Source organism: Candidatus Phycosocius spiralis (assembly GCF_030158815.1).
Taxonomy (GTDB): domain Bacteria; phylum Pseudomonadota; class Alphaproteobacteria; order Caulobacterales; family Aquidulcibacteraceae; genus Aquidulcibacter; species Aquidulcibacter spiralis.
Map to the genome: position 1 here is coordinate 106,572 of NZ_BPFZ01000001.1, position 26,624 is coordinate 133,195.

Below are 26,624 nucleotides of genomic sequence, written 5' to 3' on the forward strand. Positions count from 1 at the left end.
GTGAACTGGTTCTATAGCCTGGCGAAGAGAAGATCATGAAACAGACAGACGTTAAGCTAACCAAACGTGAAGCCATCCTGTTGGCGAGCGCTTCGCTGGTGCCGCTGGTTGCCTCCACCGTTGAAGCCCACAACAAGGCCACACTGACGCCAGAAGTCGCGCGCTCTCTCGCTCAGGAAGCCTGGCTGTTTGGTGTACCACTGGTCTACATTGCGACCCAAGTCGATGTCCTGACTCATGTTTTGAAACCGGAAGGGTCGGCCGCACCGATCAACCAATTTGTGCATTATCGGGAGTTTCCAGATCCTACAAACAGACTGGTTGTCGGCTTCAATGTCGACACACTTTATTCGCTGGCGTCACTGGACTTGTCGCAGGAGCCAATCGTGTTGACCGTGCCTAACATGGGCACCAGGTACTGGGTGATGCAGTTGGTCGATGGATGGAACAACGTTTCCCATGCTCCGGGCTCGCGCACGGTTGGCGGTAAAGGCGGAGATTTCGCCATCGTCGGACCGGACTGGCAAGGCACCCTTCCCCCGGGTTTGACCGAGTTACGCATGCCCACCAGTATCGCAATGGTAGGCGGCCGCACCTACACGGCAGACAAGGACGATTATTCTGCGGTGCATGTGTTGCAAGATAAGTACAAGCTGATACCGCTTCATGCGTGGGGCAAGCCCTATGCACCGCCGGATGATGTGCCCCTCAAGTCGGGCGTTGACAGCAAGACCCCTGTTCCGGAACAAGTCCTGGGCATGACGTCTGTCGCGTTTTTTGGGCGCCTGAACGCTTTATTAGTCGACAACCCACCCGAACCGGCAGATCCAACATTTATGGCGCGCATCGCCCAACTCGGCATAACGCCGGGGGCTGCATTCAGCACGGCCGAGTTCAGCCCCGAAGTCCTCAAGGCCATCGAGGAAGGCGTTGCGGCTGGCGTGAAGCAGATGCGCGAAACGGTACCCGGCAAGAAGGTGAACGGTTGGGTCATCACCCTCGACATGGGGCGTTACGGCACCAATTACCCATATCGGGCATATTGGACCTTCTTCGGGGTGGGCGGCAATTTGGCCGAGGATGCAGTCTATCCGCTTGCGCAGACAGACGGCGATGGTGTACCGCTGGACGGTGCCAACAAATACATCCTGCATTTCGCCAAATCCGAAATCCCGCCCGTCAACGCATTCTGGTCGGTCACGATGTACGATATCGACGGCTACCTCGTGGCGAACCCGATCAACCGCAATGCGCTTGGCGATCGCAGCGCGATGACGTTTGGCAGCGACGGGTCACTGTCCATCTATGTCCAAAACGAATCTCCAGGTCCTGATAAGGAGGCAAATTGGCTTCCGGCTCCCGGTTCCGGCAAGTTCAAACTGGCATTGCGTCTTTACGCGCCAAGGAAAGAAGTCATGGATGGCAAGTGGGCTCCGCCGCCTGTCATGCGCGTTTAGCCCATCCTGTTTGATGTGCCCCACCGTTGCTCACTCAGCTGAGGTTAGCCCCGCTATCCATTCTGGGCCGGTGTCAGCGCAGTACAGGATGATTTCAGTGACGCGATAGCGGAAACTGCTTAGGTAGATCATGGGATGTCCTTTCGAGGATCAAAGGCAGATGATGAAGTGAAAGCAGACCAGCATCGCCATGCCCCAGAACAGTGGCTTGCGGCGGACGTGGTGGAAGCGGTCAGCCTTGCGCATTGCTGTCTTCCTTGACCTTGGAGGCGCTGGAACGGATGAAAGAGATCGGGACGCCTATTGACGATGTTGTGTTGCATTCCCTTCGCCATACCTGGGGGCATCGCAGAATCTGGTCGTAAACGTTCGCTAAGCTTGTCGCAAGGTTGACTGCATGGCGACTGGCACTTTCTGGCAGGCGGGAAAGGTTATACATGTAGCGCATGTCGCGCTCCGAACGTCTCTTCGATTTGTTACATGTGTTGCGCAGCCATCGCCGCCCCATCAGCGGGAAGAAGCTGGCAGATGAGATCGGCGTTAGCATCCGAACGCTTTACCGGGATATCGCCAGCCTTCAGGCCTTGGGAGCCGCAATCGAAGGAGAGGCAGGTGTCGGTTATGTCTTGAAGCCCGGATTTCTATTGCCGCCGCTCATGTTCACGCCGGAGGAGATCGAGGCGCTTGTACTCGGCTCGCGATGGGTCGCTGGTCGCACCGATGATCCGTTGCGCGATGCGGCGCGGAGCGCGCTGGCACGGATCGCAGCTGTACTACCGGCCAATCTTCGCGACGAACTCGACACATCGGCGTTGCTGATCGGGCCAGGTGTGGAGGTTCCAACTGACGGCGTCGATCCGGAGTTGTTGCGCAGGGCAATTCGTACCGAACGCAAGTTGGCGCTGGTCTATCGTGATGGCAGCGGCGCGGCGTCGGAGCGCATCATCTGGCCATTCGCGCTCGCATTCTTTGACAACGTACGGGTGTTGCTGGGTTGGTGCGAGCTGCGGCAAGGCTTTCGCCATTTTCGCAGCGACCGGATTGTCTCTGCTACGCCGATCGAAACGCGCTATCCCAAGCATCGACAAGCTCTGCTGAAGGAATGGCGTGAGGCCGAAGGTATCATCGGAACGTCGAAACCTACTGCCGGAAACTGACAGCATGCCGGTGTAGTATCCGCTCAATCCATTTCTGGATTGGAGCATCTTCATGACCGACACCAATACCATTTTCCTCTATGTCGCCGCCCCATTGGCAAGCGCGAGCTTCTACACTGATCTGTTTGGCATCGAGCCGGTCGATGCCAGCCCAACGTTCGCGCTATTCATTTTGCCCTCCGGACTGGCACTCGGCCTGTGGGAAAAGGAACGCGTGCAACCGGCACCGGCCGCCGGAGGGGGCGGAAGCGAGATCGGTTTCAAGGTGCAAGGCACCGCGGAGATCGACAGCACACATGCGGATTGGCAAGCCAAAGGCGCAACCATCGCATTTCCGCCGACCGATCTCGACTTCGGACGCAGCTTCGTCGCGCTCGATCCGGATGGACACCGGCTGCGCGTCTATACGGTCGCGGAGGAAATATGAGCAACGCGGCGCGACACTGGATCGCCGTTGCTTCGGCCGAGCATGTTTTGCTCGGCCAAACGCTCGGCATCATGCAGGTCTGTCATGGTAAGGCGGCACCCCTCCGACGGATCACGCCCGGCGATCAGGTCATCTACTACTCGCCCGTGTCGCGTTTCGGCGGAAAGGATCGTCTCCAGGCGTTCACCGCGATCGGCACAGTCATCGACACAATGCCTTATCAGGTCGAGATAACACCAGGATTCAAGCCTTGGCGGCGCAAGGTGCAATGGCATGCCGCACATGCAACTCCGATCAGGCCGTTGATCGGCCGGCTCGCATTCACCGCGAAGGGGACGAACTGGGGATATCGGTTCCGGTTCGGCCTATTTGATATCACCGGCGAGGATGCTGCGCTGATCGCCACGGCGATGTTGGCAGACGTCACGGGATCTACGCCACTTTCGCGTCAGGAGCTTGTCGCCGTCGAGCCTGATCTCCCCCTTTGGCGTGACGTGTCGGCAGAGGGTCTGTCGTAAAAGGCCGAGTTTGGCGCATAGTTCGGCGACTATCGTCTCTGGTTTGCCCATCGCCGCCTGGGAGAAGCGCAGTTTGGCGGGCGTCATCTTGAACGGACGCCCGCCTTGTCGACCGCGTGCCCGCACTTATCCCAAGCCTGCGCGGTGCACTCGAACTCGGCGAGGCCGACGAAAATCGCGAAGATCAGTCAGCCGTTGGTGGTGGCCTGCCAACCGGATCGGCTTCGACGTACAGCTTTGCTATTTGCGCCAGCGACTGGCCTTGGGGGCGATCTGGTTCGAAGGTAGCCGGGCCTATAGAACCTTGAGCGATTGACTTCTCCCCAAGCCCGCCTTCGAGGAGATGCTGGCCGAGCGGACTGTTCCGGTTGCGGATGATGTTTCGTTCGCACCCTGGCTTGGTGAACGGCGGCAAAGGCTCAATGCCCGCGTGGCCGAGGTGAACCAGAAAGCGGTGAGCGGCCCACGTCATCGACGGCCTGCTCGACTACAAGAGCCAACTTGACATCGATTAACATGCAACCGACTCCGCAGGCGCTGTCGATCATGTGTTCGGGTAGTGCCTTCTGATTGGATTTTTGTTCGCGCCGCGCATTCGTGATCTCAGCTAGAGACAACTCAACACCCTGATGCCTGCGGCTGTATATGCTCCTCTGGAGTAACTGATCGGCAGCTCCATCAATGTGAAAGCCATTGAGGACGACTGGAAAGAGGATTTGCATCTGGCGGCTTCGATCCGCACCGGGACGGTCAACGCCTTAGTCATACTGAAGAAGCTGGCAGGGTATTCCCAGCAAAATTCCCTATCACCGGCTTTGCAGGAAATCGGGCGGATCGAGCGGTCGTTGTTCATGCTGGACTGGCTTGACGACATTGATCTGCGCCGCCGCACCAACGCCAATCTTAACAAGGGTGAAGCCCGAAACGCCCTAGCCCGCGCCGTTATCTTTAACCGGCTCGACGAACTGCGCGATTAAACATTTGAAAATCAGCGTCACCGGACCTCGGGCCTCAATCAAGTATCCGCGGGGATCCTCCTGTAGAATAGGGTCTATCTTGGCCGGGCCGCCGAACATCTCCGGTATCAGGGCCGTGACATTGACGATAAGCTGGTCAACCACGCCGCACAACTTGGCTGAGAGCACATCGGCCTGACAGGCGACTATCTCTGGAGCGACATGAAATTGCCGGAGGACGGTTTTCGTTCGCTAGGTACGAAATCCCGTCATTTTGAGGCTTAGCGTGCGTTTACGAACAGACTCTGCGATGCCACCAATACGGTGTTATAGGTAACTGGATAGTCACAGTCTGATCTAGTAAGTGCTTTGTTTTTATATGAAAATAATGGCGGACAGGGTGGGATTCGAACCCACGGTAGACTTTCACCTACGGCGGTTTTCAAGACCGCTGCCTTAAACCACTCGGCCACCTGTCCGCATTTTGAAATGTCCAGTCGAAATCGAGCACGAAATCGGGTGAGAAAATCGGAAATTAGATAAAAGTTGATCTAAAATCCAAGCATTCATTTCAAACTTTGCTTCTAAAGTGCATTAGGTCTTCGGATCAACTGGCGTACGACAAGAGTCTGCAAAAACTACTGCATTGAACTCAGGTGGGACAAAGCATGATTCAGAATATGGTGATCAAACCCTTTGAAGCTCCGATTGTGCGTAGGCATAAAGAAAGATCAGGTTTAGGTATTATGCGAAGTTTTGCTGGTCTTGTGTTGTTTTTTTCTGGTGTATGTAACCAGCCTGTGCTGGCGGCATCGCAAGAACGCGCCACCTTGTCTAACACCATGGCCAACGTAGTTAATAACGAAGCTGCCTCACCTGATCGTACGTCTCTGATTGCCCGACGTCCTAGTACCAAATCAACATCCTTCAGCACACAGTCCGCCGCGAAAGCGGGAATGGGCATTGTAGACAATCCAAGCCTACATCCACACTCGCCGATCACCATTGCTGCCTCTGAGCCTCCTCTAGCCCCATCTGTACGGCCAATGGATGTCCAGGATTTTCAAAAAATCGGTGCGCCTTATCAGGCCAATGGTACTTGGTATATTCCCGCCCATGAGCCCGATTATAATGAGATTGGGACTGCTTCATGGTATGGTCGTGATTTTCACGGCCGAACAACTGCCAATGGGGAAGTGTTTGATATGAATGTTGTCTCCGCTGCCCATCCAACATTACCAATCCCCAGTCTTGTTGAAGTCACCAATCTGGCCAATGGACGATCCATGATTGTGCGGGTCAATGATCGTGGTCCGTTTGTTGGCAATCGGTTGATAGATCTATCTGCCCGCGGTGCTTATTTATTGGGGTTCCAAGATCAAGGCTCAACCCAAGTGCGGGTGCGTTACGTTGGCCCAGCCGATCCAAAACCGCTGGTTAGTCTTGCCACACTGTCGCCAGCCAGCGAGGAGAAAAAATCATCTAAACCCATGGCACTTGGAGAAGTCACTCAAGCAACCAACCGGGCATCTCGAGCTCTATATGTGCAAGCAGGGGCCTTTTTAAGTCGCTCTAATGCGCAGCGCGCGCTCAGCCAACTGGGCGGTATAGGGTCAGCAAGTATTGTAAAGAGCCAAAATAAAGATGGCATCACCTTGTATAGGCTGGTGATTGGACCAGTAATGAACCCTGAAGAAGCTCGTCAAACAGCCCAGACAATCTCAACTTTTGGCTTAGGTGGTGCCCATGTGATGGCTTCAATCGATTAGAGGTCTCACAGAGAAGTAGGTTCACATTGTGCAAGCCGTGCCTTCGATCCTTAGAGTGTTCTCGGCATATGGCTGGTTACATCATTGTTATCCCAATACATACGGACCAGATATATGGGTTCCCTTTAGACCTCGCCGAAACTTGCCTGCCGCCAGCCGATACTCTAACTGGAACATAAAGGGCTCATCCAATGCAGGCTGGAAGGTTTATCACGTTAGAGGGGGGTGAGGGGGCAGGTAAAACCACCCTTTTGACCACCCTCCAATCCAAACTGTTGGCTAAAGGCTATGAAGTGGTGGTGACGCGTGAACCCGGTGGAACCCCAGGGGCTGAGGCTATTCGTAATCTGTTGGTGACAGGCTCTGCCGAACGATGGTCAGCTTTGTCTGAATTGTGTCTGTTTTTTGCAGCACGCGAGGATCATTTAAACCGCTTGATCCGGCCTGCTTTAGCCCGAGGGGCATTTGTCTTATGTGACCGATTTACAGATTCTACTAGGGTCTACCAAGGCCAAGCGGGTGGGGCAGGGCTTGAAGCCGTTGAACTCTTAGATCGTTTGATTGTTGGTCACACCCAACCCGATTTGACCATGATTTTGGATCTTGATCCTGCCATCGGACTTAAACGTGCAGCCGCGAGACATGGCAATGAAGATCGCTTTGAAAGCAAGACCTTAGACTTTCATAATGCTCTACGGACCGCCTATCTTGGACTGGCTAATCACTTTCCTACTCGTTGTGTCGTGTTAGATGCGCAAACCAAGCCCGAGGCGTTGGGGCATGTTGCATGGGAATTGCTCACCAAAAGATTTGTGTTGGCATGACCCAGGATATTCAATTGCCTGACCAAGAGACTGGATCACAGCATCCACGAGCAGTTTTTGACCTTTTTGGACATGCACATGCTGAAAATGAACTTGCCTCCAGTCTTCAAAACGGCAGATCGCACCACGCGTGGCTGATCACGGGGCCAAAAGGGGTTGGCAAAGCGACTTTGGCCTATCGGTTTGCCCGTCGTCTCTTGGGCGCTAAACCTGCTTCGGGCAGTCCCTTAGCAAGCGACCGCGATGATCCTTGTGTGCGTAAAATAGCGCAAGGGTCCCACTCAGATTTGCGAACGGCAACCCGTTTTGATCCTGAGAAGCACGAGATCAAGCGCGATGTCAGTGTCGCCGCCATTCGTGAGTTGACCGCGTTTTTCACCATGACGGCAGATGGCGCAAACGGTGCACGGGTTGGTATTGTGGATTGCGCCGATGATATGAGCGTCAGCGCGGCCAACGCACTCCTTAAAACGCTCGAAGAGCCGCCACCGGGTGCAACAATAATCCTGATCGCCCATGCCCCTGGGCGTTTGCTACCGACTTTGAGGTCGAGGTGTCGGCGTTTGGATTTGTTGCCATTATCAGATCAAGAGATGGCAATGGCGTTGCCGAGCATGGATGCAACGACATTGGCACTGAGCGGAGGTAGACTTGGCCGGGCTTATGCTTTGGTTCATGTGCAGGGGGCCAAGCTTTATCGTCTGTTGACACGCCATTTAGCAGGCTTGCCCCGTGCCCCCTTAGACGAAGCTTTGGCATTGGCTGATACGACTGGTGATGCTGATACCTTCCATGCTGTTTTTGATATGTTGGAAGACTGGCTCGCCCGCGCTGGCCGAGCTGGGCTTGGATTATCCATCCGTGAAGTGGAGCCAGGTGAGAGTGCTGTTTTGGCCCGTCTGGCCGCCAATGCTGGCCAAGATAGCTGTGCACGCGCTTGGAGCAAGGTTCGAGATGTTCGGTTACGCGTCGAATCCTTAAATTTGGATCGCAGCCTAGCCACGCTTGATGTTTTACGCACCATTCGTGAAGACCTGTCTCCAATCCACTAAAGAGCTCGCATGATCGACAGCCATGTCAATTTACACCATGAAGCATTTCGCGTCGATTTTGACGATGTTATGCGTCGCGCGCAGGGAGCAGGTATTGATGGTATGCTCACCATTTGCGATCAAATGAGTTCATTGCCCCAGATTGCAGCCCTTGCGGCCGCCCATAATCATGTATGGCACAGTGTAGGGGCCCACCCCCATTTTGCCGATGACCATCTTGATTTGACGTCGGATCAGCTGGTAGCGGCAAGTCATTCTAGCAAAGCCATCGGAATTGGCGAGACGGGCCTAGATTTTCATTATAATTACAGTAAATTGGAAGCACAAATTCAAGTATTTACCACCCATATTCATGCCGCGCGCGTGACAGGACTGCCCCTGATTGTTCATACACGAGAAGCCGATGAACTTATGGCGGACCTCTTAGAGCAAGAGACGCTAAAAGGCGCTTTCCCGATTCTTTTACATTGTTATACCAGCGGGCTTGAATTGTTACGTCGCGGGCTTGATCTTGGCGCTTATGTATCGTTTTCAGGGATTGCGACATTCAAAAATGCAGGTGCCGTCCGAGATGCTGCACGTTTGGTGCCCTTGGATAGACTGTTGATCGAAACCGATTGCCCGTATTTGGCACCCATACCAAAGCGTGGGCAGCGCAATGAGCCTGCATTTTTACCCTATATCAACGCATTTTTGGCCGATTTTTATGGCGTTGAGGCTGCTGCCTTAGCGGCGCGAACCGATCAGAACTTTTTTGACCTGTTTAAAAAGGCCCAGCCATGACGGGAAACGGGCAAGCCCGCGTCCGGGTTACGATCTTGGGCTGTGGGTCTTCTGGGGGTGTTCCCCGCGTTGGTGGGGCTTGGGGGGTCTGTGATCCAAGCGAACCGCGCAATCGCCGCACCCGTTGCAGCCTATTGGTTGAAGCCTATCAGGGCACTTATAGCCACGAGACCTCAACGGTTGTTTTGATCGACACCTCGCCGGATTTACGAGCGCAATTACTGGCCGCCAAAGTAACCCATATTGACGCTGTGTTGTATACGCACGACCATGCCGACCAAAGCCATGGGATCGACGATGTGCGGGCGATTGTGTATCATCAACGCCACCGTATCCCGGCTTATATGGATGAGGTTACCTCGCATAGCTTGATCAATCGGTTTGGCTATATTTTTGAAACACCAATTGGCAGTCATTATCCAGCACTTCTAGATGCCCAAATCATGCCAGAGCCAGGCGAAGTGTTACAAATCAACGGGGCAGGGGGATGGATTGGCTTTAGGGTCCTTAACCAAAACCACGGTGAAATGAACAGTTTGGGCTTTCGTTTTGGACCTGTTGCCTATTGTAATGATTGCAAACTCTTGCCGGAAGCCAGTTTAGCTGCCTGTTATGGGTTAGACTTATTCATTGTTGATGCGTTGCGCTATGCACCCCATCCAAGCCACGCCCATCTGGATCAAAGTCTCGCTTGGATTAATACGCTTAAACCAAAACAAGCCGTGCTGACCAATATGCATTTGGACTTAGACTACAAGACCTTGTGCGAAACATTGCCCGAAGGTGTCATTCCAGCCTATGATGGGCTCTACTTTGATCTGAACTTAGATCAATAGAACAATAATTTAATTATTAAATATCCAAATCGACAGACTATGGATAATCAGGCCCACAAGGCCCCCAATCACGGTGCCGCTGATGCGGATATATTGTAAATCACGGCCAACTGCGGCTTCAATCTGATCGACCACGGTTCGCGCGTCCCAGCTCTGGATGGTTTCAGCGACCATGGTACCGACACCTGCACCTTGCGCGCCCGCCAATTCAACAGCCCAAGCCTTTAGGCGCTTATTCAAGCTTTCGCGAAGCTCTGGGTCTTGCTCTATCGCCCGTGCAAGATCTTCTAGGCCCGCTGCAATGGCGGTACTTAGGCGCTCAGTTTCCTGTGGGGTTTGATCGCGCAAGGATTTTTTGAGGTCATTCCATACTTGGGTCACATAATTGCGCACGACTTGGTGGTCAGACACCTCATAGACCCAACGCTGTAATTGATCGCGCAGATTAGGGTCGTGGCGTAAATCGCGGGCAAAATGGGCTAAAGCCTCATCAATTCTGGTGCGTATCGAATGGTTTGGGTCTTTTGAAGCCGCTTTCAACGTGTCCTTGATGGCGGTGAGAAGCGCGTCAGAGGCGGCCGCATCAACCGAAAATAGCTTTGGTAACCAATCCATCTTGTCGGACACGCGGGTTCTAAATTCGGTTTCTTCTGAATGAATGGCAAGGTCCGCATGAAACAGGATCAAGTCCACAATGGCTGTGTGACGCCCGCCACGGATCAAAATATCGAGCCCCTCGGCCAATAACTGGGCGATATCGGCATGGCGCAAACGCTCAGTTAAGGTCGATTGCAGCCATTGGGCAATCTTGCCTTCATTGAGTAAGCCCAAGATACGCGGTACGGCCCCAGCTATCCCATGCCCAATGCGGCGCGCACGATCGCCTTCAGTGAGCCAATGCGCGCTCCCGCCCGCTAAATCCATGTCCTTGAGGCGGCGTTGCACTTGATCGGGCTGGAGGAAGTTGCGGGAGATAAATCGGCCAAGGCCCGCGCCAATGCGGTCCTTCGACCGGGGAATAATGGCGGTGTGGGGAATAGGTAGACCCAATGGGCGGCGAAACAGGGCCGTCACCGCAAACCAATCGGCCAACGCCCCAACCATAGCCGCCTCTGCAAAAGCGCGGATAAAGGGAACCGCCGGGTGGCTGGCCTCAAAAAACTTGGCCACCACAAACAAAGCCGTCATACCCAGAAACAAGCCCGTCGCGACCCGCTTCATCCGGCGATAGGCAATCATAGGATCTTCGGTCAGTGCCGGATTAAGGCCCATGGGCGTCGGTGGCTTAACATCAATCATCGGAATTTGGCGAAGTCCTGTTTGCACGTGGTCGCGCATGTGTAGCGATAAAGCTATCAACTTATACCAGATGGCGATGCAAAGGGCATCCGGCAAGGCATTGCGGCTAAATGCTTGCGCATCAATCCTGCTAGCCGATTAAGAATTCCTGCACGGGTTACGATTGTTTTTCCATGCAACTTGGGTAAGCTTATCGAACAAAGATGGGTGAGTTTACGTGAGAAAATGGCTTGGTTTCGCAGTCGCGTTTATGCTTTTGGCACTCAGCGGCACGGTGCCTAGCGTGGCCCAAGATGAGGTGGACATCAGTTCCTCCTTTCCCGGTCTAAACGACGTTTCGCTCAAAAATTTAGGGCAACCGACCTCGTTTGCCGTGCCCACGGGATCCAGCACGGCCGTTGAATACCTGTTCTCCTTCACGAGGAAACCCGAAGTTGAGATTATATATCCAACAAGGCAAATCTCATTTATGATGAGCTTTGGTGCTTCAGACCCTTCTTTTAGTAGCGCGGGGTGGAAAGAACACTGCGACTCTGGGCGCATGAAGTGCGTAGACAGCGATCGTGGTGAAGTTCGAAATTTCTGGGTAATGAGTTTTTACGAGTATAATTATCGTTATTTAACTTGTGATGAAGCGCTGGCTTTAGCCAAGATTGGCGCGCGGATGAATGGCTATCAAGTCATTGGTCTAGGGTCATATAGGTGCTGGCCATTCGATTGGGCGGCAGGCGAGCTCAATCTCGCCCCGAAAAAGGCGATCGTTGCCGGTCAATGCACCGCCAAAAGCTATGCGGGTCCTTGGTCGCGCCCGGGGAAGGGTGCGCAGCGCCCACAGGTGCGTTTACAATTTGATGACGCCTCCGCCACCAAACAACCCATGGGCCGTGTTTCAGGCTTCAATGCGTCGCCTTATGGGGAAGGTGAGGTGGTGGTATCCCAAATTCAGGCATCTAAAACCTGCGAATACCGCGCCCAATGCACATCTCCCTTAGGCAGCGCAAACCCCTGCACCTTAAATGTTGATCCTGCAAAAGGGACGCTAAAAAAATCCTTGGCGGACCAAAGATATTTGTAACCAACGTCGAATGGACGCGTGCAGGACCGGCACCTCAAGAAAAGACCTGTGGCGCAGCCGACATTGAGGGTAATTGGACGCGAACCGACGGCGCACAAGTCACGGTGGCTGGGGTGCGGTTTAAGGATGGCGGCAACGCGCTTTTGTATAATCATCCAACCGGCGGATGGCCCCAAGGCGCGTTTAAATTCAGTCAGATTAAGTCAACGGGTTCGTGCAATTGGGAAGCCCAATGTGCGACCGTTTATCGCGACTCCAGCAAAGGCGGCTTCAACACGGTTCGTGGCGCTTGTACCCTGACCGTTGATCCTGAAACCAAAACAATGACGGCAAGTGGTACCCATGGCTCATTCAAACGCTAAGAAGATCATTTTCGCTGGACTTGCTGTCGCCAGCATGGCAGCGCCAGCATCAGTGCAGGCACAAGACTTTTTGATAAAACGGGCAGATCCGGCAAAAATTGCTGCGGCTTATCCACCAAAAGCGCTACGTGCAGGTATAGACGGCTGGGTCATGCTTCAGTGCAGCGTGCGCAAGACCGGGCAATTTGAGAAATGCACAATTTTGGAAGAAAAACCGTTAGGCTACGGCTTTGGCGCTGCCGCACTTGCCTTTGGACCCGACTATTGGATCAATTTGAAAGACCCAAGAGCGGGAGCATTGCTGGGCGACCGTGTTCCTCAGGATATCGTGTTCAGGGTTGACGATGCACTCAAGTTGCCCGCCAAACCAATTAAGCCGCCCGCTAAACCCGTGCCACCGCTATGCCCGAGCAAAAAGGACTGCATGGAGGTAAATTGAAGTGCGCATCCCAATGCGCGCTTGAATCAGTTTGGTTATGGCGGTCGTTCGACCAGACAATCATGTTAAATTGAAGTTTAGACCATTTTGTCCCATAATACATATTATGCGAATTACGGATGAGGCGATTGATGAGTATAATGGCGCCTAATGCCTTCTAAAGATCATTGACGAGCGCGAACTCCCCTATTAGCTTCTGACGATTAGAGTTGGAGATATTCGATGCGCTATTGGGTTATTGGTTTAGCTTTTTGTTTTGTGGGTTGTGCGTCTGTACCAGTGTCGCCGGAGGAGCAAGTTCGCTTTGATACGATAGCAAGTCGCCTTAAGCCGCCTGCAACACTCTCTGGCGCGTTTTCAATAGTCGACCAGCGAAAGCCCGACGCTACTCAGGTCAAGGTCAATTTGACCGGTTTGGCTGGGGGGTTTTCATGTTTTATTGGTATTTCGCAGCTTGGGGATTCCAAATTTGCCGCCGACCGTATTGCGCGACTTGAGAATGCGCTGGCTGAGGCATTTCCAGGACGTTCAGGCCAACTAATTGTCAGACGGTACGACATCTATCTCAACCAAGGAAGCGAAGTCAGCACTATGGTCTGGTCAGTGGCCATCGGAGGCGCTTTGGGGGCCGCCGCGGCAAGCGGTGGCTTGGTTGGGTCTGGAGATGTTAATGCACCAACCGTCTGGCGTAAGCCTAGATGTGATCGAGAACGCATGCATAGTGGATGGTTCGACCCCAGCGACCTAACCAGTAATTACCCTCCCGTTACGGTCGAGCTTGACGTTTCGGTGTTTGGACAGAATTATTCTATAAACGCTGCGCACTCGTCAGAGATAGTTATAGAAACTTACGGTGTAATACCGATGCAAAAGTCACCCGTATTCAACGCAATTTTACAGACGACTATGGACAAAGCGAATGCGCGGTTGGTTAAGGCTATCCAAGCAAACTCGCCCCCAAAGACGGATTAGAGTTTGTTAGCAAGCTTTCCTGCAACCAGCCTCAATAGATGCCAGCTTTGGGCTGACATGCCCTTCCGCCGTCGCATCGTATCATGATGTGTGGCGGTTGCCTTTCCCTGTAATCGCTCTACTTCTGACTGGGTAGATATTTAATCGGAGTTTGGTGATGCCAAAAACGAACGCTCGTGGTTTAGCAGGCCTCTTTAGCCTCAGTGGCGCCTTCGCGTGCTTGATCGCCTCTGTGACTGTCACACCGAGTTTGGCGGACAAGTTACCCATGCCAGCGAAATCAACCACCTCTAGCCAGCAATTTGAAGGCTTAATGGGCGGTCAGATCGATTTATCGGCTTATAGAGGCAAAGTCGTTTTGGTCGTGAATACCGCTTCAGAATGCGGCTATACCGGCCAATATGCGGGCCTAGAGCGTTTATGGAAAGCGCGACGCGGCGATGGATTGGTTGTTGTTGGTGTGCCCTCTAATGATTTTGGTGGTCAAGAGCCTGGCAGTGCTGCCCAGATCAAAAAATTCTGTGAGCTCAATTACGGCGTAAGTTTCCCGATGGCTGCGAAATATAGCGTTAGAGGTCCTAACGCCCATCCATTTTATCGCAATAGTTTGAAAGTGTTGGGCGCCAAAGCTGAACCAAAATGGAACTTCCATAAAATCTTGATTGGCAAGGATGGGCGCCCTGTAGACGCCTTCCCTTCGGCCGTCACGCCTGATGCTAAAGAGCTGACCCGGGCCATCAATGCAGCGTTGGCCGCACCAACAACCTAAATCAATTTGAGTTTCAAGGACTTCTGAGCTTTCAAGCCGCGCAAAGGCGTGTAAGCTAACCCTGATCGTCCCATTGCCGCGCCATTACGCCGGCTTATTTGTTGCGCGCAATGATGGCCGATGTGGGCGATGAGGATTTGCTTCAAACTGGGCAAGACCGCACAGGCTTCTTCTACGCTTTGGTGACCTTAATCGGTAAAGCAGTCTCTGCGGTCGCTGTAGGGGTCACCTATATTGGCCTGGGTCTGATCGGATTTGACTCTAACCTCGGTACCCAAAACAGTTCGCTCGCTTTGACGGGGTTAACCTTTCTATTTATCGGCGTGCCAATAATCGTCAGTTTGATTGGCACTGCATTACTTTTATGCTACCTAATTGATTTTAATAGAACTATTAAGCTGTAAAGTGAAATCAAGGCCAAGCGGGATACAGGCTTGATTGAACGATTATAATCGGTTTTTGGTTTTGGGCCTCAAGAATCACCCCATAAGGCCACATGACCGACCAAACTGCCTTAGAGCGCCTGCTTTCCATTATGGCCGCCTTGCGCACCCCCGGTACAGGATGTTCCTGGGACCTAGAGCAAACCTTTGAAACCATTGCACCTTATACGATTGAAGAAGCTTATGAGGTGGCCGAAGCCATCGCGCAAAAGAACATGGCGGCCCTAAAAGAAGAATTGGGTGATTTGCTGTTTCAGGTGGTTTTTCATGCCCGTTTGGCTGAGGAGCAAGGCGCTTTTGGATTCGACGATGTCGTAAAAGCGCTATGTGAAAAAATGATGGCCCGCCATCCCCATGTTTTTGGCGATCAGATTATCGAAAGCGCTCAGGAGCAAACGCAAAATTGGGAAACGATCAAAGCTCACGAACGGACGCAAAAACTTGTTTCAGACTCTAGCGTATTGGCCGATGTCCCCCTCGCCTTACCTGCACTGACGCGGGCTTTCAAATTGTCGAAACGGGCAGCGCGCGTCGGGTTTGATTGGCCTAATGTGGAGGAGGTTTTTGTTAAGTTGGCAGAAGAAACTGCTGAGGCCCGTGAGGCTTTAACTGAAGGTGTTTCGACGCATGTAGAAGAGGAAATCGGAGATATGCTATTTGTGCTCGCCAATCTGGCCCGCAAGGCAAACATTGATCCAGAGCTTGCGTTACGGGGTGCCAATAGCAAGTTTGAGCGTCGGTTTCGTTGGATAGAGGCTGCATTAAAACGCCAAGGCAGCAGTCCAAATCAGTCCAGTCTCGAAGAAATGGAACAATTATGGCTTGAGGCCAAAGCGTATGAGCGGGCATAGGCTTAATTCTATCTCGATTCTCGCTCCCTTCCCTTTCTATTTCCCATAAGTCATGCTCAGATTTCTGTATCACAATTACCTATAGACTTCTGTTTCATCGATGTGCTGACATAGGTCTTAGGGAGGGCTTGGGAATCCAAAGCTTGCGGCCATTGCGCGACAAAGCGAGCGGCATCGTGCTCATTGAGGCGCACTTGAAGGTGGATTGCGCCATCTTCATCGGTTATCTCGTGGCGTACGGCCCCTTTACGAAACAGCCAAGCACGTGCCGCTCCTTGATCAGGGCCAATCATCACATTAAGAGGTTTGGCATCAAGTGCGAGTTCATGATCGATCAAGTCAAAAAGCTCTTTAACCCCTTCCCCAGTTAAGGCAGACACACATACACTTTGTGTCGTGCCGTCTCGTCCCGATGCGGCTGCGCGTCCACGCACGTAAGTGCGGGCTTGATCATCAAGTGTGTCCACTTTATTCCATACCTCAATCAAAGGCGGGCGAACGGGCATGTCTTTAACAATACGGTCAAGAACCAACTCAACATCGCGCTTTTGATTGTCACTTTCGGCGTGGGAAATGTCGCGTACATGGACCAAGAGATCGGCTTGAGCCACTTCTTCTAATGTGGCGCGAAAAGCTGCGACCAGCTCTGTCGGCAAATCAGTAATAAATCCAACGGTATCAGATAGGATCACGTCGCGCCCGCTCGGAGTGCGCACAGCGCGCAAGGTGGTATCTAAAGTGGCAAAGGGCATATCTTTAGCCAAGACATCGGCCGAAGCTGTTAGATTAAAAAGAGTGGATTTGCCTGCATTGGTGTAGCCAACTAAAGCGATCACAGGATAAGGTACGCGCTTTCTACTGGCACGTTGAAGTGCGCGGGTGCGCTTAACATCTTCAAGTTCTTTTTTGAGTTTCAATATCTTATCGGCAATCATCCGACGGTCTAGTTCGATCTGACGTTCACCCGGCCCCCCGGTCTTGCCCGTTCCACCCCGTTGCCGCTCCAAATGGGTCCAGGTTTTGACAAGGCGCGATTTTTCATAACTCAGCCGAGCTAACTCGACTTGCAGTACGCCTTCACGTGTTCTGGCTCGGCGTGCAAAGATTTCGAGGATCAGACCGGTGCGATCGATCACCTTAATTTGTAGTGCTTTTTCCAGATTGCGTTGTTGAATTGGTGATAATTGATCGTCTAAGATCAAAACATCCGCATTTAAACTCTCTGCGAGGGCTTTGAGTTCTTCGATTTTGCCGATGCCAAAATAAGCCCCCGGCCTGATTTTCCGCACAGGCTCATGGTGCGAATCAACAACAATCAGATCAAGTGCCTCTGCCAAGCCTTGCGCTTCAATTAACCTGAGGTCGGGGTCACGATAATCCAAGCCTTCATATCGCATGGTATGGATAAGTATGGCACGTTGAACTTGATCCTGCTGGTCGATCAAATCAATAAGTCCTGACCAAGGCTAAGTTGGATGTCAATTTATATATCTTTTTTTCATCTGTAAGACTTGAAGCCTGATTTTTAGCAGACTTAAAATCTGGTATATGGTCATGTTCCGCGCCACAACAAAATATCATCCAACCTGTAATATTTAACCATTTGGCGAACAATCGTGTTTAGTCAGGTTCAGCTGGGTCACCTTCAAACATTTGGACAGGCGCGCCCGGCATAATGGTTGAGATAGCATGCTTATAGACAAGTTGGACTTGGCCATCTCGCCGCAATAACACACAAAAATTATCAAACCACGTGACAACACCTTGAAGCTTGACCCCATTTACAAGAAATATGGTTAAAGGTGTTCGTGCTTTGCGAACGGCATTCAGGAAAGTGTCTTGTAGATTCTGTTTTTTGTCTGCAGACATTGTAAACCCTGTCTTTTAGTAGGTATCGTTGGTCTCTACCTTTTTTCTCAATACGCAGGACTTGGTACAAAATTCAATCGAGATTAATGCTTAGAATTGATTTTTACTGATGTTTGTTGCGAAATATATGCAGTTCGCAATGATAAAGCTATTTTTCCAGGCTTTCCATCACCGATTATGCACCCATTGATGGCAATGATTGGGGTCACAAAACTGGTCGCGGAGGTCATAAATGCTTCTTGTGCTTTTAAGGCTTCGGGCACACTAAAAGCTCTTTCCTCAAATGGATAACCCAGCCTACTGGCGATTTCAATAATCTTGTCGCGGGTAACCCCCCGCAAAATCGCTGGTGACGCCTTGGTTGTGCGAAGCCTGCCTACTTGATCAAGAATCCAAGCATTTTGCGCAGTACCTTCGGTAATCATGCCTTGGTCGTCTACAAACCAAGCATCGTCAAACCCCGCATCCAGTGCGGTTTGCTTGGCTAAGACATTCGCTAAAAGATTGACAGTCTTGATATCTACCCGACCCCAACGATTGTCTGGACAGGTTGTAATTCGGATACCCTTTTGTGCGCGTTCATCTGCTTTGGCTTGGTTAAGGCTGCGGGCAGTCAAAATGATACTGGGATTGGTGTGGGGCGGAAAGGGATGATCCCGCCGCGCAACCCCGCGTGAGATTTGCAGATAGATGAGCCCATTTTTTAGCTTATTGCGGGCTATAAGCTCCCGAATCACCACCATCAGACTGCTATAGTGTAAGGGTGGCTTGATCGAAAGAGCCGCTAAAGATCGACCCAAGCGCGCTAAATGGCCGTCGCGGTCAAACACATAGCCGTCTCGGACGGCCCAGACTTCATACACAGCATCACCAAACTGTAAACCACGATCTTCAACATGAATGCAAGCTTGACTGTGTTGGACAAATTGACCATCGACATAGGCAATTCTGGGCACAACTAACCCTCCAAATCAAAACCACGGGTTCCTTCAACCCCTAGGCTCTTTAGCTTACGATGCAGGGCGGAACGTTCCATCCCGATAAATCCTGCCGTACGTGAAATATTACCGCCGAAACGGGTGATTTGAGCCGACAGATACTCGCGTTCAAAGAGTTCTCGAGCTTCTCGCAAAGGTAGTGATACCAATTGGTGAAGACCTGTTCGGTCTGCAAGTTCACCTACGCCAACGCCATCGAGTGCTAAAGCGGCAGCATCGATGGGCTCATCGGGGTCGCCAGAAGCCAGAATCAACATGCGCTCAACCAAATTGCGCAATTCTCGGACATTGCCTGGCCAGCTTGCGGCTTGAAGGGCGGCAACCGCCTCAGGACTGAACTGACGTATGGTGACGCCATTGGCTTCAGCCACCCTTTTTGTAAAATGTGCCACCAAGCGTGGAACATCATCGCGTCGCTCCGCTAAAGCAGGCGCGCGAATCGGAACAACATTTAATCGGTGAAAGAGATCTTCGCGAAACCGACCCGTGACAATTGCATCGCGTAGATCACGGGTAGTAGAAGAAATAACGCGCACATTGACAGTAACGTCGCGGGTACCACCAAGGCGGCGAAAGCGCTGTTCAACCAAGACGCGGAGGATTTTAGACTGGGTTTGCATTGGCATTTCAGCGACTTCATCGAGCAGAAGTGTGCCATTATGGGCATGTTCAAACACCCCAATCTTGGTTGGCCTGCCTTCACTGGTTTCTTCCCCAAATAATTCAGATTCCATGCGTTCAGGGTTGATGGCTGCTGCACTGATCACAATAAATGGGCCATCCGCACGTTGTGAGCCAGCATGAATGGCACGCGCAATAACTTCTTTGCCAGAACCTGCCGGCCCCGTAATCAAGACACGGCTGTTCATCGGGGCAATTTTTTCAATAGCCGCACGCAATTGCAACATCACCGTGCTCTCACCAATCAGCTCATCCCCAGCCACTGCCCGCGCCCGTAATGCCATGTTTTCACGTCGCAAGCGCGCACTTTCGAGTGCACGGCTGATAATCAGAATTAAACGGTTAGATTTAAAAGGCTTTTCAATAAAATCAAAAGCCCCACGTTTCAAAGCATTGACGGCTGTTTCGATTGTCCCATGTCCAGAGATGAGAACAATTGGAATTGTTGGGTCGATACCTTGCACCACAGACAGAATCTCCATGCCATCCAGGTGACTGCCCTGTAACCAGACATCCAACAACACCAAATCTGGACGCCGTGACCGAAATGCTTCTAACGCACCGTCCGAGTCGGCCGCGTAGCGAACCACATATCCTTCATCCTCAAGAATTCCACCTACTAACTCCCTGATGTCGGCTTCATCATCGACGATTAAAATTTCAGATGCCATCTGAACACTCCAAGTCAATAGACTGTTTTTCTTTTTTAAACTTTGATTCATTTTGCAAGGCTGATGCGTGGTTATGGATTGGCAAATTCATGCGCACCAATGCACCCATTTCATGATTGGCGCGATCAGACAGTTCCAAAGCACCACCATGTTCTTCCAAAACGCGCGCTACTATGGCCAATCCAAGGCCTGTTCCTTTCGCACGTGTGGTCATATAGGGTTCCATTAACCGCCGACGGTCTTGGGATGGGAATCCCACACCATTATCGCTGATTTCAATCCAGGCCGTTTTAGGATCAAGACTTAGGTGCACCTCGATCAAGCCTTTTAAATCGGTACCATCGCGCGTGCGGCGTGCGGCAATACCTTCAGCGGCATTTTTGATTATATTGGTAAAAGCTTGGATCAATAGGCGCGTGTCCATAGAGACCATCACGGGTTCTGGTGGAAGCATGGTGATGATTTCAATGTCTGGGTTCGCGATACGTTGCGCAAAAATTGCTTGTCGCAAAGCCTCGCTCAGGTCATCAACAGCGAATTTCGGGGATGGCATGCGCGCATAGCTCGAAAATTCATCCACCATTCGACCAATGTCAGTGACTTGGCGGACAATGGTGTCGGTCATGCGAATGAAAACATCGCGGTCTGTTGTGATGATTTCAGCATATTTGCGTTTGAGCCGCTCAGCTGACAATTGGATGGGTGTTAGTGGATTTTTGATTTCGTGCGCGATTCGCCGCGCTACATCCTTCCAAGCAGCTTGACGTTGTGCTGCCAAAAGGCCGGATACATCATCGAAGGTTACAACCAAATCATCTCCTGCATAGGCAGCTCGAACATCGAACAACAAAGTCTCAGCCCCTACTAAGCGTTCGGCTTGTCCTTGCGCTGGATGATTGGGTCGCGCGCTGCCCACAATTGCCATAAATTCTGGTGCGATCTGGGAAAAGTCTTGCCCTTCCAATCGCTCATCTTTGGGTTGAAGCAAGCGCCCTGATGATCCGTTAGCGGCGCGGATAATATGGCTTTTATCCAAGCTAACCACGCCCGCAGAAACACCTTCCAGTACGGCACGGATAAACGCAGATCTTGTTTCGGCATATTCGGCGGCTTCTTCTAAAGCGCGCCTTTGAAACTGTAGTTCACCCGTCATTTTATTGAATGTGGTGGCCAAGGCGGAGATTTCATCGCCTCCTCCAACTTGGGCAACCCGTGCACTCATATCCCCTGCTCGTACACGCTCCGCCGCATCCGCCAATAAGCCAATTGGCGTACTGATTCGACCGGCCGATAAAAGGCCAAGCCATACCGATCCAATCAACACCAATAAGACGATTTCTAAATAAGCTAAACCAAATAGAAACAGAAGGATACCTTGACGGTCTTCAATCAATTGATATGCGTAGATCGCTGCCTTGGCTTTCTCAAATAAGGCAAGTTGTCCAGGCTCTGGTAGGCGAACTACCGCCAAATAAGAGTTTGAAAACGCATCAAGACGATAAAGCGCGCGCACAACTGCGGAAGGATCGATATTGATGGAAACATCACCGGCTTGTGCTATGGCAAAATCACCCTTGTCAGGCATAATAAATTCCGGGACCCCTTGAGGTCTTTGCGCTTGCGCTAGCTTCTCGCCTTGAGCATTAAGGACATAGGCCGCCACAAAACCGCGTCTGTCTGCTTGGGTGGCCAAATAGTTGCGGTAAGCTTTGGGATCAGCCTTCAATTGAATTGCTGAAGCATTGAGATCAACGGCCATAGCCGCGATATCAATTTTTGTGGCCTCCGCGGTCTTATCGACGGATTGATTGCCAAGGACACGCGTCGCTTGTACCGCCTCGCGAACTTGATCGGAAAACCAAGCCTGTACCCCCTGACGGATGGTGAGAGCAGAAAAAAGCGCAATTAACACAACAGGAATAACCCCGTTTGCGGCGAACAGCATCACAAAACGCAGATGCAGACGCGCGCCCGTCTGCGCGTTGCGTCCCGCATTGCGTAATGCCAGAACGCGGCTACCAACTCGGATCGATAAATAAGCGATCACTAATCCGCTGACGATCAAAAGCGCCAAAATCCAAGTACTGGCCGGACCAACAACATCGCCACCGGATACAGAAAATAAGAGACCAAAGAAGGTCAACACAACCGCACTGACATAGCTGGCAAGATCGGTCAAAGAAATATGCGCCGCATCAGACAATCTAACAGACAAGTTAGGTGTGGGTTTGATTCTCTTTGAGGGGTTTGGGATTTGTCGGCGGGTGGTCATGTGATCTTAAGAACACAAATGTGCTAAACCAGCAACACTTTTACGCTTTATAGCTTCCCTTTTCCAACATCAACCGCCAATTGAGCTAAGCGTTTACGCAATGTGTTGCGATTTAGACCCAATATTTCGGCGGCCTTGATTTGGTTGCCTCTTGTCTCACGCAGAGTTAGTTCAAACAAGGGGCGCTCGACTGCCGCAATAACGCTGTCGTGTAGATCTGTCATAGATCGACCTAATGCAGAAGCTTGTGCGATCAGTTTTGCAATAGCTTTGCGAGCTACAGCTTCCAAATCATCGTCATGCGAGCCGACGCCTGAACCATGTGTGAGGCTTCTTTCACGAAACAGCTCACGACGGATTGTATCAGCACTAATGACAGGATCAGGACTTAAGGCCGCAATCTTGTGCATCACATTTTCGAGCTCACGAACATTGCCAGGCCAGGACCAGGTTTCCAATTCTTGCACACCTGTTTTGTCCAACACTTTTTCCCCAAGACCTTGTTTGGTCGCCCTTGCTAAAAATGCGCGAGCAAGATCAGCAACATCACTCATGCGCTCCCGCAAGGGGGGAACAAAAATAGTTATCACGTTCAGGCAGTAATAGAGATCTTCACGGAAGCTACCCTTTATCACGAGGTCTTTCAAATTGCGGTCGCTTGCCGCGATCAAACGTACATTGTCGGCCTGAAATTTCCCACGATCCCTATCGGAAAGGATGTGCGCCAATCGCGCTTGGGTAGGAAGTGGCGCATCTGCTAATCCATCTAGAAACAATGTTCCTCCAGAAGCTTGCGCGAATATCCCTTTACCACCATGGCCCTCAATGGCTTGATCCAGACTGCGAGGATCTAGGGCCGCAAGGCTCAATGTGACAAATGGCCCAGTTTTGCGGCGACCATAATCATGTACCACGCGTGCAACCAGTTTTTTTCCAACCCCAGATTCACCTTCAATCAAGATGGTAAGGTCAAAACCTGCGGCACGTGACAAGGTTCGATAGACTTCCTGCATAGGTAAAGAGCGGCCGATCAAGGGCAAACGCTCTTCTTTTTCTGCCTTACGTTGTTGATTTGATGCATTAAAGTCTTTTTTTCCATCGAGGGCACGACGAACCAGACCAATCATCACATCCAAATCAAAGGGCTTTGGTAAATATTCATAAGCCCCATGTTCGGCTGCAGACACAGCCGTTAAAAGCGTGTTTTGTGCACTCATCACGATGATGGGTAGTTTAGGACGCTCCATCCGCATACGCGGTAAATAATCAAATACATTACCATCAGACATCATAACATCGGTTAAAACCAAATCGCCCTCACCCTCTTTGATCCATTTCCAAAGGGTAGCAGCATTCCCTGTGGCGCGAACTTGATAGCTTTCGCGCGCTAAAGCTTGTGAAAGGACCAAGCGGATTGAAGCGTCATCATCTGCGATCAACACATTTCGACCTGTAACACTCATGATGTTTCCTATGGATAGTGAGCCGTTAAAGGTCCAGCGCGCTGGGTGGACACTGGCAAGCGAACGCGAAAAACGGTACGCCCAGGTTCAGATTCAAAATCCACCACGCCACCATGAGCGTTGACAATCTTTTGAACCAGAGGCAACCCTAACCCACCGCTAGACGGCTTGGTGGACACAAAAGGTTCAAACAAGCAATCCTTGACATCATCGCTGACACCACGCCCATTGTCGTAAAATGCTATTTCAAGCGGTAGGTCTCTGGTTTCGCCTGAAGCAGTCCTAATGCGCACCCCATGTCGATAAGCTGTTGCCAAAATAATTTCGGCCCCTCCTTGGTGTGTGTGGGTGGCTTCGGCGGCATTTTTAGCCAAGTTCAAAAAGACTTGGATTAACTGATCCTCGTCGCCTAAAGCTTCGGGTAAGGATGGGTCGAAGAGCCGCTTGACCACATGATCACGCGCGAAACCGTTTTCGGCCAAAGCGGCTACCCGCTCTAATGCAGCATGAACATTTACCGACGCAAATTCAATTGGGGGATCAGCTCCGAAACTCTCCATTCGGTCAATCAACCGGCGTACCCGGTCGGTTTCTTCGACAATAAGATTGACCAGCTCTAATTCTCCCGGATCTGCATCGCGCAACAACAATTGTGCTGCCCCCCGGATTCCAGCCAGTGGATTTTTTACCTCATGGGCTAAAGTTCTCCCAAGGGCCGCCATGGAACGCGCACCTGCCATGTCTTGCATCCGCTCTGACAAGTCGCGTCCACGGCCCCGTGGCCGCAATACAACAGCAACAAAGCTACCATCTTCACTAGGTGAGGCAGTAATATCACACATGAAATCACCAAAACCCGCGCCACCCAGCTTCATATCACGTGCACTAACAGGTGAACTGGTCACCCTTGCCCGTTCAAGCAGGTCGTGAATGGGGCTGTCTTGGCTAAACAGACCCAGTATGCCATTGGTCTTTATACTTCGGATGGATTTGAGGAATAAATCCTGGGCCGCACCATTGGCTAAAATGATTTCGGTCCCATCCTTAACTCCAAGCGCTGGTAGCGGTAAAGCATCAAGGAAAGCAGCCGCAATCTGCCCTTCACGGTCCACAGTTTGTCGTGCCTTGATCTGGCTTGCATCAAATCCAACTGAGACTTTGGTTGTATTCAGGCTTTCCAATGCGATCATTCCATTGTGTTATAGTAATATGCTTACATATTTGGCATTTTCGGTCAAAGACTTCTCTTACTGAAAGCATTTTGCATCTATTTTAGTCTTAGATCGCCTATTTTTTGTGCGGTTGCAGTGGCAGCTGTCAGCGGCTTACTCAAATTCAGCGTTTTATTCTTTTGACCCTAGGCTTATTCGGCAATGATTACGATTACGAAGTGCCGTTTCTCGAAGCAATGGCACTGGTCGGTAGGTTTCAAACCCGCTAGATCATGGTCATGGTAACGTCTTCACCTAGATCAGCTCCTGCAATTGCCATTCTTGTCGCAGGCGGAACGGGTTCGCGTGCGCGTTTGGGCGGTCAAATCCCAAAGGAACAGCTTAATTCCTTATGGCCCAAGCAATTCCAAATTCTTGCTGGAAAACCTATTCTTAGGTGGAGTTTGGAGGCGTTTGCCCGCGATCCGCGCTTTGGACCAACCATCGTGGTTTGTGACCCGAAGATGCGCGATAAAGTGGCTCATTGTGCTGTGGACTTGGATATTCTCTATGCCGATAGTGGCCAAACGCGAACTCAGTCGGTGGCCAGTGGGTTAAAAGTCGCACAAGAAACAAATGCCCAATTCTACTTCATTCATGATGCGGCAAGGCCTGGCCTTGACCAATCGACGCTAGATGCCTTGTTTAAAGCTTTAGAGCAAGGGTCCATGGGCGCAGTGCCAGCGTTGCCACTCGCTGATGCGCTTTGGCGTACCCATGAGCAGCACTTGGTGGCAGGTGTGGATCGATATGCGCTCGTACGGGTACAAACCCCTCAAGCGTTTGTTGGTCAGGCCATTGGTGCAGCCTATGCTCATGTAGCGGAAGAAAAGACGATGGTCGATGATGTGGCGGTGGCACAAATGGCAGGTTTAACTGTTTCGTTTGTCAAGGGTAGCCCCAGACTCGACAAAATAACCTGGCATGAGGATTTTGCCCATATGACGCAAGTTCTAGCCCCGACCTTCCTTCCTCGTACCGGTAGTGGTTTTGATGCTCATCGGTTTGGTGAAGGTGCGTATGTTACCCTATGCGGTGTTCAAATTCCCCATTGCCAAGGTCTTGTTGGACATTCAGATGCAGATGTTGCTTGGCATTGTCTGGCCGATGCGCTTTACGGTGCTTTGTCAGCAGGCGATATTGGCAAGCATTTCCCGCCATCGGAACCGAAATGGCGAGGCGCTGGCTCGCATATTTTTTTATCCCATGCTGCGCATTTGGTGCGTGAAGCAGATGGTTTGATTAACCATTTAGATCTGACCATTATGTGTGAGCAACCCAAAATTGGCCCGCATAGGGAGGCTATGATCGCAACCACAGCCAGCTTGTTGGGCTTGGCGCATCATCAAGTCTCAATCAAAGCGACAACAACTGAAGGCATGGGTTTCACAGGTCGACGAGAGGGCATCGCGGCCCAAGCTTGCGTGACCATCCTATTACCTACCGATTTCTCCCCTTTCTCACTCTAGA

The 26,624-nt window shown here is 51.6% G+C and carries 27 protein-coding genes and 1 tRNA gene; 19 read left to right on the forward strand and 9 right to left on the reverse strand.

Translation table 11 applies throughout. The features are described 5' to 3' along the window. The first annotated feature begins 35 nt into the window (after nucleotides 1–35). The 6 genes from PsB1_RS00515 to PsB1_RS00540 all read left to right on the forward strand — a co-directional run bounded on the left by PsB1_RS00515 (nucleotide 36) and on the right by PsB1_RS00540 (nucleotide 4,536). Nucleotides 36–1,457, forward strand: a complete 1,422-nt coding sequence (locus tag PsB1_RS00515; RefSeq protein ID WP_284358415.1) for a DUF1254 domain-containing protein — start codon at nucleotides 36–38, stop codon at nucleotides 1,455–1,457. 446 nt (nucleotides 1,458–1,903) lie between these two features. After that, a complete protein-coding gene (locus tag PsB1_RS00520; protein ID WP_284358416.1) occupies nucleotides 1,904–2,614 on the forward strand; it encodes a helix-turn-helix transcriptional regulator in 711 nt (236 codons plus the stop codon). Nucleotides 2,615–2,666: 52 nt separating this feature from the next. After that, nucleotides 2,667–3,041 (forward strand): VOC family protein, encoded by a 375-nt coding sequence (locus tag PsB1_RS00525; protein ID WP_284358417.1) that lies wholly within the window; start codon nucleotides 2,667–2,669, stop codon nucleotides 3,039–3,041. Then, a complete protein-coding gene (locus PsB1_RS00530; RefSeq protein ID WP_284358418.1) occupies nucleotides 3,038–3,559 on the forward strand; it encodes an EVE domain-containing protein in 522 nt (173 codons plus the stop codon). The genes PsB1_RS00525 and PsB1_RS00530 overlap by 4 nt, the downstream gene beginning before the upstream one ends. A 116-nt stretch (nucleotides 3,560–3,675) precedes the next feature. Next, the gene (locus PsB1_RS00535; RefSeq protein WP_284358419.1) at nucleotides 3,676–3,867 is read left to right on the forward strand and encodes a hypothetical protein; all 192 of its coding nucleotides are present in this window, start codon (nucleotides 3,676–3,678) and stop codon (nucleotides 3,865–3,867) included. 369 nt (nucleotides 3,868–4,236) lie between these two features. Then, nucleotides 4,237–4,536: a Tn3 family transposase gene (locus PsB1_RS00540; RefSeq protein ID WP_284358642.1), complete on the forward strand. Its 300-nt coding sequence runs from the start codon at nucleotides 4,237–4,239 to the stop codon at nucleotides 4,534–4,536. Nucleotides 4,537–4,904: 368 nt separating this feature from the next. Here the strand turns inward: PsB1_RS00540 and PsB1_RS00545 are convergent. Then, a tRNA-Ser gene (locus PsB1_RS00545) sits at nucleotides 4,905–4,994 on the reverse strand. A gap of 189 nt (nucleotides 4,995–5,183) precedes the next feature. Here PsB1_RS00545 and PsB1_RS00550 point away from each other — a divergent pair. From PsB1_RS00550 to PsB1_RS00570, 5 genes are all read left to right on the forward strand, one after another. Next, nucleotides 5,184–6,284: a septal ring lytic transglycosylase RlpA family protein gene (locus PsB1_RS00550; protein WP_284358420.1), complete on the forward strand. Its 1,101-nt coding sequence runs from the start codon at nucleotides 5,184–5,186 to the stop codon at nucleotides 6,282–6,284. Nucleotides 6,285–6,475: 191 nt separating this feature from the next. Next, nucleotides 6,476–7,108, forward strand: coding sequence for a dTMP kinase (gene tmk / locus PsB1_RS00555; RefSeq protein ID WP_284358421.1), 633 nt, complete (start codon nucleotides 6,476–6,478; stop codon nucleotides 7,106–7,108). Then, the gene (locus PsB1_RS00560) at nucleotides 7,072–8,160 is read left to right on the forward strand and encodes a DNA polymerase III subunit delta' (protein WP_284358422.1); all 1,089 of its coding nucleotides are present in this window, start codon (nucleotides 7,072–7,074) and stop codon (nucleotides 8,158–8,160) included. The genes tmk and PsB1_RS00560 overlap by 37 nt, the downstream gene beginning before the upstream one ends. Nucleotides 8,161–8,169: 9 nt before the next feature. After that, nucleotides 8,170–8,943 carry a TatD family hydrolase gene (locus PsB1_RS00565; protein WP_284358423.1) on the forward strand — a complete coding sequence of 258 codons (774 nt, stop codon included), beginning with the start codon at nucleotides 8,170–8,172 and terminating at the stop codon, nucleotides 8,941–8,943. Beyond that, on the forward strand, nucleotides 8,940–9,779 hold the full coding sequence (locus PsB1_RS00570) for an MBL fold metallo-hydrolase (RefSeq protein WP_284358424.1): 840 nt from the start codon (nucleotides 8,940–8,942) through the stop codon (nucleotides 9,777–9,779). Before PsB1_RS00565 ends, PsB1_RS00570 begins: the two co-directional genes overlap by 4 nt. Before the next feature lie 9 nt (nucleotides 9,780–9,788). On the opposite strand, the gene PsB1_RS00575 is transcribed toward PsB1_RS00570, so the two are convergent. Further along, complete coding sequence (locus PsB1_RS00575) at nucleotides 9,789–11,105, reverse strand: DUF445 domain-containing protein (RefSeq protein ID WP_284358425.1); 1,317 nt, start codon at nucleotides 11,103–11,105, stop codon at nucleotides 9,789–9,791. A 514-nt stretch (nucleotides 11,106–11,619) separates the two neighbouring features. Between PsB1_RS00575 and PsB1_RS00580 the strand changes: the two genes are divergently transcribed. From PsB1_RS00580 to mazG, 7 genes are all read left to right on the forward strand, one after another. Continuing rightward, nucleotides 11,620–12,153, forward strand: a complete 534-nt coding sequence (locus tag PsB1_RS00580; RefSeq protein ID WP_284358426.1) for a hypothetical protein — start codon at nucleotides 11,620–11,622, stop codon at nucleotides 12,151–12,153. A 104-nt stretch (nucleotides 12,154–12,257) separates the two neighbouring features. Beyond that, the gene (locus PsB1_RS00585) at nucleotides 12,258–12,515 is read left to right on the forward strand and encodes a hypothetical protein (RefSeq protein ID WP_284358427.1); all 258 of its coding nucleotides are present in this window, start codon (nucleotides 12,258–12,260) and stop codon (nucleotides 12,513–12,515) included. 34 nt (nucleotides 12,516–12,549) lie between these two features. After that, a complete protein-coding gene (locus tag PsB1_RS00590; RefSeq protein ID WP_284358428.1) occupies nucleotides 12,550–12,954 on the forward strand; it encodes an energy transducer TonB in 405 nt (134 codons plus the stop codon). Nucleotides 12,955–13,176: 222 nt separating this feature from the next. After that, entirely contained in the window at nucleotides 13,177–13,926 is a 750-nt protein-coding gene (locus PsB1_RS00595) for a hypothetical protein (RefSeq protein WP_284358429.1), read from the forward strand. 157 nt (nucleotides 13,927–14,083) lie between these two features. Beyond that, nucleotides 14,084–14,695 carry a glutathione peroxidase gene (locus PsB1_RS00600; RefSeq protein ID WP_284358430.1) on the forward strand — a complete coding sequence of 204 codons (612 nt, stop codon included), beginning with the start codon at nucleotides 14,084–14,086 and terminating at the stop codon, nucleotides 14,693–14,695. A gap of 83 nt (nucleotides 14,696–14,778) precedes the next feature. Beyond that, a complete protein-coding gene (locus PsB1_RS00605) occupies nucleotides 14,779–15,099 on the forward strand; it encodes an MFS transporter (protein ID WP_420887848.1) in 321 nt (106 codons plus the stop codon). Nucleotides 15,100–15,191: 92 nt separating this feature from the next. Then, complete coding sequence (gene mazG, locus PsB1_RS00610) at nucleotides 15,192–15,989, forward strand: nucleoside triphosphate pyrophosphohydrolase (RefSeq protein WP_284358432.1); 798 nt, start codon at nucleotides 15,192–15,194, stop codon at nucleotides 15,987–15,989. A gap of 56 nt (nucleotides 15,990–16,045) precedes the next feature. On the opposite strand, the gene hflX is transcribed toward mazG, so the two are convergent. The 7 genes from hflX to PsB1_RS00645 form a co-directional block, all read right to left on the reverse strand. After that, nucleotides 16,046–17,434 (reverse strand): GTPase HflX, encoded by a 1,389-nt coding sequence (gene hflX, locus PsB1_RS00615; protein WP_284358433.1) that lies wholly within the window; start codon nucleotides 17,432–17,434, stop codon nucleotides 16,046–16,048. A 175-nt stretch (nucleotides 17,435–17,609) separates the two neighbouring features. Continuing rightward, complete coding sequence (hfq, locus tag PsB1_RS00620; protein ID WP_284358434.1) at nucleotides 17,610–17,858, reverse strand: RNA chaperone Hfq; 249 nt, start codon at nucleotides 17,856–17,858, stop codon at nucleotides 17,610–17,612. A gap of 83 nt (nucleotides 17,859–17,941) precedes the next feature. Further along, nucleotides 17,942–18,814, reverse strand: coding sequence for a D-amino-acid transaminase (locus PsB1_RS00625; protein ID WP_284358436.1), 873 nt, complete (start codon nucleotides 18,812–18,814; stop codon nucleotides 17,942–17,944). A 2-nt stretch (nucleotides 18,815–18,816) separates the two neighbouring features. Continuing rightward, the gene (gene ntrX / locus PsB1_RS00630; RefSeq protein WP_284358437.1) at nucleotides 18,817–20,208 is read right to left on the reverse strand and encodes a nitrogen assimilation response regulator NtrX; all 1,392 of its coding nucleotides are present in this window, start codon (nucleotides 20,206–20,208) and stop codon (nucleotides 18,817–18,819) included. After that, entirely contained in the window at nucleotides 20,198–22,480 is a 2,283-nt protein-coding gene (locus PsB1_RS00635) for a sensor histidine kinase NtrY-like (RefSeq protein WP_284358438.1), read from the reverse strand. Before PsB1_RS00635 ends, ntrX begins: the two co-directional genes overlap by 11 nt. Before the next feature lie 47 nt (nucleotides 22,481–22,527). Next, complete coding sequence (locus tag PsB1_RS00640) at nucleotides 22,528–23,943, reverse strand: sigma 54-interacting transcriptional regulator (RefSeq protein ID WP_284358439.1); 1,416 nt, start codon at nucleotides 23,941–23,943, stop codon at nucleotides 22,528–22,530. 8 nt (nucleotides 23,944–23,951) lie between these two features. Beyond that, complete coding sequence (locus tag PsB1_RS00645) at nucleotides 23,952–25,124, reverse strand: two-component system sensor histidine kinase NtrB (protein ID WP_284358440.1); 1,173 nt, start codon at nucleotides 25,122–25,124, stop codon at nucleotides 23,952–23,954. A gap of 269 nt (nucleotides 25,125–25,393) precedes the next feature. Between PsB1_RS00645 and ispF the strand changes: the two genes are divergently transcribed. Further along, on the forward strand, nucleotides 25,394–26,623 hold the full coding sequence (gene ispF, locus PsB1_RS00650; RefSeq protein ID WP_284358441.1) for a 2-C-methyl-D-erythritol 2,4-cyclodiphosphate synthase: 1,230 nt from the start codon (nucleotides 25,394–25,396) through the stop codon (nucleotides 26,621–26,623). The last annotated feature ends 1 nt before the right edge of the window (nucleotide 26,624 follow it).